Consider the following 5,286-nt stretch of genomic DNA (forward strand, 5'->3'; position numbering starts at 1 on the left):
GCATTCAATCCTAATTTAAATTTGTCAGAAACTTGAAATGACGCAGTCAAATCTACTATTGTACCACTAACAGACCCATCCATAAAGTTCAAGTACGCACTAATCTTATCTGTGGGTGTGAACGATAATTGTGCACCTACGGCATTTAAGCCCTTTAAAGAATCAGCTTTATAAGCATTCCAAGCGTCGTTAAAAGCACCCACCATTACACCTACTTTATCTGAGATTGCATAATTTACCTTTACTCCTGCATTTTGAAACGGTCCATTTGTAAATAGGTAAGAGGTAGAATAATTGTAATTACCTAAAGGAGATATCACTTCATAGCCAATAAATGTCCCCATGAAACCCGCCGTAAAGCTCAATTTCTCTGTCGCTGCATAAGTAGCGTATAAATTCTGGATATGAAATGAGTTTGCTCCTAACTCATCATATGTCCCGTCTGAATTAAGTATTGATTGAAACTGTCCTCTAGGTCCAAACGATATTTCCCCTACAAAAGAGGCTTTACCTGTAGTTTTCTTTAAGGCAATATCGATCATACCTAAAGAAACTGAATTTTGATCATTTGCAAAACTTGTAGGTATGTTTGCTGTTTTTGAAAAATCATATTTATAATAAAGATCTCCAGATCCTGAAATTTCTAATGGTGAATTTTGTGCGAATGATGTACCGGCAGCGAATACCAATATCATCATAATTAGTCCTTTTTTCATGTACAAATCTTTTTAGTTACTTCTTTGGTTTTGGTTAATTAGTAGAACTGAAAATGGATTATGGTAAAATCCAGCATATTAGACAAGGCGAGAGCTCTTCGTTTTGTACTAATTTATCTCAGTAATACGGTACGAATTTATTAACATTTAGTAAGTAACCGCAAAATTGAGCATACTAAAATGCCCATAATTTGAATTATTACGGATTTGAAATAATGCGAACGTTAAAAAAATTATTTAGCAATTTTCGCCCCCAAATATTATACTAACCGCATAGTAAATTTAGACAAATAGCAATTTTTATACACATGAATTCAAGATAACCCCGTAAAAAACAGTACAAGTCTTCCAAAAAAAACAACTTTTAATACACGACACCCCCGTATTTATTAGCAAAACTTAAAATAAGATTACATCAGTGACTTTAAACTAGTCATAGTAATTGTGCTAAGAATCACTTGAATTTCAATATATTTATGCATAAAAAAGCCAGCTACAAGAGCTGGCTTTTTTTTTACTACTTTACATTATATGCTATAAAGGAATATTTCCATGTTTTCTATTAGGAGTAACACTTACTTTGTTCTCCAGCATACTAAAAGCTTTAATCAATTTCCTTCTAGTATCTTGCGGCAAAATGACTTCATCGACAAAACCTCTTTGTGCAGCGGTGTAGGGATTAGCAAACAAATTAGCATATTCAGTTTCTTTTTCTAGTAATTTAGCTGCAGCATCTTCAGCCTCACTAATTTCCTTTTTAAAGATAATTTCTGAAGCTCCTTTTGCTCCCATTACAGCAATTTCAGCAGTAGGCCAAGCAAAATTCATATCGGCTCCTATGTGCTTAGAGTTCATAACATCATAAGCACCACCGTAAGCTTTTCTAGTAATCACAGTGATTCTGGGTACGGTCGCCTCACTTAAGGCATATAATAACTTAGCACCATGTACAATAATACCATTCCACTCCTGATCTGTACCAGGCAAGAAACCAGGCACATCCACTAAAACTAATAGTGGAATATTGAATGCATCACAAAAACGAGTAAATCTTGCTGCCTTTATAGAGCTATTTACATCTAAGACACCTGCTAAATACAAGGGTTGATTTGCTACAATACCAATACTCCTACCACCTATTCGAGCAAAACCTACTAAAATATTTTCAGCAAAATTCTTATGAATTTCGTAAAATGAATCTTCATCGATAATCCCGCTAATCACCTCATGCATATCATACGGTTTATTAGGATTATCAGGTATAATCGTTGCTAGTTTGTCACGCACTTCATCGTTTAACTCATATGGCCATTTCTTAGTAGTTTCCTTATTGCTTTGTGGTAAATAACTAAGTAGGCGTTTTAAATCTTCTAGACACTCAATATCATTGCTTGATGTTATGTGCGCCACACCAGACTTAGTAGAATGCGTACTTGCACCTCCTAATTCCTCTGAAGTAACTGTTTCATTTGTCACGGTCTTTACAACATTAGGACCAGTAACAAACATATAACTGGTATCTTCGACCATCATTGTAAAATCGGTCATAGCAGGTGAATACACCGCCCCACCAGCGCATGGTCCCATAATAGCCGAAATTTGCGGAATTACACCCGATGCTTGAACATTTCTAAAAAATATATCTGCATATCCTCCTAAAGAGCGAACACCCTCCTGAATACGAGCACCACCTGAATCATTTAGCCCAATCATGGGCGCACCCATTTTTACTGCCATATCCATGACCTTGCAAATCTTTTCGGCATGAGTTTCTGACAAGGCACCCCCAAAAACCGTAAAATCTTGTGCAAAAACATACACTAATCTTCCGTTTATAGTTCCGTAACCTGTAATCACACCATCCCCATTGTAGATTTCTTTCTCCATTCCAAAGTCGGTGGTACGATGCGTCACTAACATCCCTATTTCCTCAAAAGAACCTTCGTCCATTAAATAGTTAACACGCTCACGAGCGGTCAACTTTTTCTTCTCGTGTTGTTTTGCAATACGTTTTTCTCCTCCGCCTAAATGGGCTTTGGCAATCTTATCGTTTAATATTTTTATCTTAGCATCCATAGTTTAAGAATTTGGTAATCTTACAATTTTTTGATCTACAAAATACTGCTTCAAAGCTAGCAATGCAGCAATTTTAGCTTCTTCATTTAATGCTGCCTTCATCTTTTCACCATCGTAATAGTTTTTGACAAAATGGGTATCAAAGTTTCCTGATTTAAAGGCATCGTGCTGACATACAAATTTACCAAAAGGCAATGTTGTACTCACTCCCACAACATTGTAATCATCAATTGCCTTGATCATTAATTGAATTGCTTCTTCCCTAGTTTGACCGTAAGTAATTAATTTAGCTAACATGGGGTCATAATAAATAGGAATATCCATTCCTTGCTCAAAACCATTATCTACACGAATCCTTTCACCTACAGGCAGTGTGTACACTTCTAAATTACCTACACTAGGTAGAAAATCATTTAATGGATCCTCAGCATATACTCTTAACTCTAGGGCGTGTCCCATAATTTTTAAATCCTCTTGCTTCATTTGCAAAGCCTCTCCTCGCGCCACTCTAATTTGTAATTCAACTAGATCTGTACCAGTAATCAACTCTGTCACGGGATGTTCTACTTGCAAACGCGTATTCATTTCGAGAAAATAAAAATTATTATTCTCATCTAATAAAAACTCGACCGTACCTGCTCCTAAATAATCACAAGATTTAGCGACTAAAACTGCAGCTTCACCCATCTTTTTACGAAGTTCAGGAGATAGCACCGCAGATGGTGCTTCCTCTACAACTTTTTGATGGCGACGTTGAATACTACATTCTCTTTCAAATAAATACAATATATTACCGTGACTATCGGCCATAATTTGGATTTCGATATGTCTTGGTGACGCCACATACTTTTCGATAAAAACAGATCCATCCCCAAAAGCATTAGTAGCTTCACTAATTGCTCTGTTCATTTGCGATTCAAATTCTTCTTCATTTTCAACCACGCGCATTCCTTTACCACCACCACCAGCAGACGCCTTAATCAAAATAGGAAAACCCACTTGAGTCGCTACTTTTTTAGCTTCTTTGATATCTGTAATGGCTTCGTCTAAACCAGGAACCATAGGAATATCATACGCTTTAACCGCATCTTTTGCTGCTAGCTTGCTTCCCATAATTTGGATTGCTTTAGACTTGGGACCTATGAATACAATACCACTAGCCGCTACATCCTCGGCAAATTGCGCATTTTCACTTAAAAATCCGTAACCTGGATGAATAGCATCAACATTCAATGACTTAGCAACAGCTATAATTTTGTCTCCTAAAAGATAGGATTGGTTTGAAGGCGCTTCCCCTATCCATACTGCTTCATCAGCAAATTTTACATGAGGAGCGTTTCTATCTACGGTAGAATATACTGCTACAGTTTTGATTCCCATTTTCTGGGCCGTTTTCATAACTCTAATAGCTATTTCTCCTCGATTAGCAACTAATATTTTTTTCATATTTTTATAGATAAAAGAAATTGCAGCGCACTGAAAAGCACTTCACAGTACAGTCAATTGCGATTCACTCCTTGTTTCTTACTTAAAGTTTTATTCAAATTCGATTAAAAGCTGTCCCTTATCTACAGCATCACCAGTAGCTACGGCAATCGATTTTATGACTCCGTCACGAGGGGATTGAAAACTATTTTCCATTTTCATAGCTTCGAGAATCAATAAAGGGTCTTTTTCCTTAACAGTTTGCCCCAGCACAACATTTATCTCTAGAATTAGTCCTGGCATAGGTGCTTTTATAGCGTTAATTTGTTTAGACAAGCCTACCTCAAACCCTAGTTCTTTAATTAATAAGTCCAGGTCATCAGCTATTGCAACAGTATATAAGTTACTGTTCACTTTTACAGTGTAGCTTTTTTGATGAAAATTAGAAGATTCGATGGTTGCTTTATAAGGAGTGTTATTATGCAGAGCGTGGTAGTCTTTGCCTCCAGTATTTACTGCGTCAAACTTAGAAACTTCCTCTTTGTTAATAGTAAAGAGAAAAGAGTCATTGACACTAATTTTGTAATTATCGCGCATTTTACTAGTTTTTTACTCGTAAAAATAAGTAAAAGAAAACGTTTTCGCAGATATTAAATTATTTTTTTTATGCTTAAAAATTACGTGCTACAATATAAGAAGCCCATAATCTCTTAAGGTGTTTACTGGTTTAGAATACCAAAAAAGCTCAAAATTCTCTAAATTTGTTTCAAAACTTAGCTTGAGCTCTTGAAAAGTAAACGTCTTACTATTTGCGACAGCAAGCAACGGCAAAGTATGCAATAACCACTCTCCTTCTTGATCATTTAATACAATCTCAAAGCTTTCTTTCTTATCATGAAAAGTAAATGACATCATTTGCCATGAGTTTCCTTTTTTAGACTTATTGTATTTATTAATAGCAGGTTTACCGCCTAACCACACGATCTTAGCATTAGCCTTACTACTTAAATCGGTATCGCTAGTTAAGGCGTTGTATATGAAATCTTCTGGAATTTTTGATTTGGGAATT

4 protein-coding genes and 1 pseudogene are annotated in these 5,286 nt (G+C 35.9%); all 5 read right to left on the minus strand.

What is annotated here, in order from left to right:
- A partial coding sequence (locus P8M54_RS08170; RefSeq protein WP_300287072.1) for an outer membrane beta-barrel protein occupies positions 1-716 on the minus strand: 716 nt, incomplete at its 3' end.
- Positions 717-1,250: 534 nt separating this feature from the next.
- Complete coding sequence (locus tag P8M54_RS08175; protein ID WP_300287074.1) at positions 1,251-2,792, minus strand: acyl-CoA carboxylase subunit beta; 1,542 nt, start codon at positions 2,790-2,792, stop codon at positions 1,251-1,253.
- Between the two features lie 3 nt (positions 2,793-2,795).
- A complete protein-coding gene (locus P8M54_RS08180) occupies positions 2,796-4,238 on the minus strand; it encodes an acetyl-CoA carboxylase biotin carboxylase subunit (RefSeq protein WP_300287076.1) in 1,443 nt (480 codons plus the stop codon).
- Positions 4,239-4,328: 90 nt separating this feature from the next.
- A complete protein-coding gene (locus tag P8M54_RS08185) occupies positions 4,329-4,814 on the minus strand; it encodes an acetyl-CoA carboxylase biotin carboxyl carrier protein subunit (protein WP_300287078.1) in 486 nt (161 codons plus the stop codon).
- An 87-nt stretch (positions 4,815-4,901) separates the two neighbouring features.
- Positions 4,902-5,286, minus strand: a pseudogene (locus tag P8M54_RS08190) (radical SAM protein); the annotation flags it as partial.

Origin of the sequence: Flavobacterium sp. (genome assembly GCF_029242675.1) — a bacterium.
In the GTDB taxonomy this organism is placed as follows: Bacteria; Bacteroidota; Bacteroidia; order Flavobacteriales; family Flavobacteriaceae; genus Flavobacterium.

Excerpts from the sequence above, each read along its gene's own strand:
- P8M54_RS08175 (WP_300287074.1), bottom strand. The coding sequence starts at position 2,792 with ATGGATGCTAAGATAAAAATATTAAACGATAAGATTGCCAAAGCCCAT.
- P8M54_RS08180 (WP_300287076.1), bottom strand. The coding sequence starts at position 4,238 with ATGAAAAAAATATTAGTTGCTAATCGAGGAGAAATAGCTATTAGAGTT.
- P8M54_RS08185 (WP_300287078.1), bottom strand. The coding sequence starts at position 4,814 with ATGCGCGATAATTACAAAATTAGTGTCAATGACTCTTTTCTCTTTACT.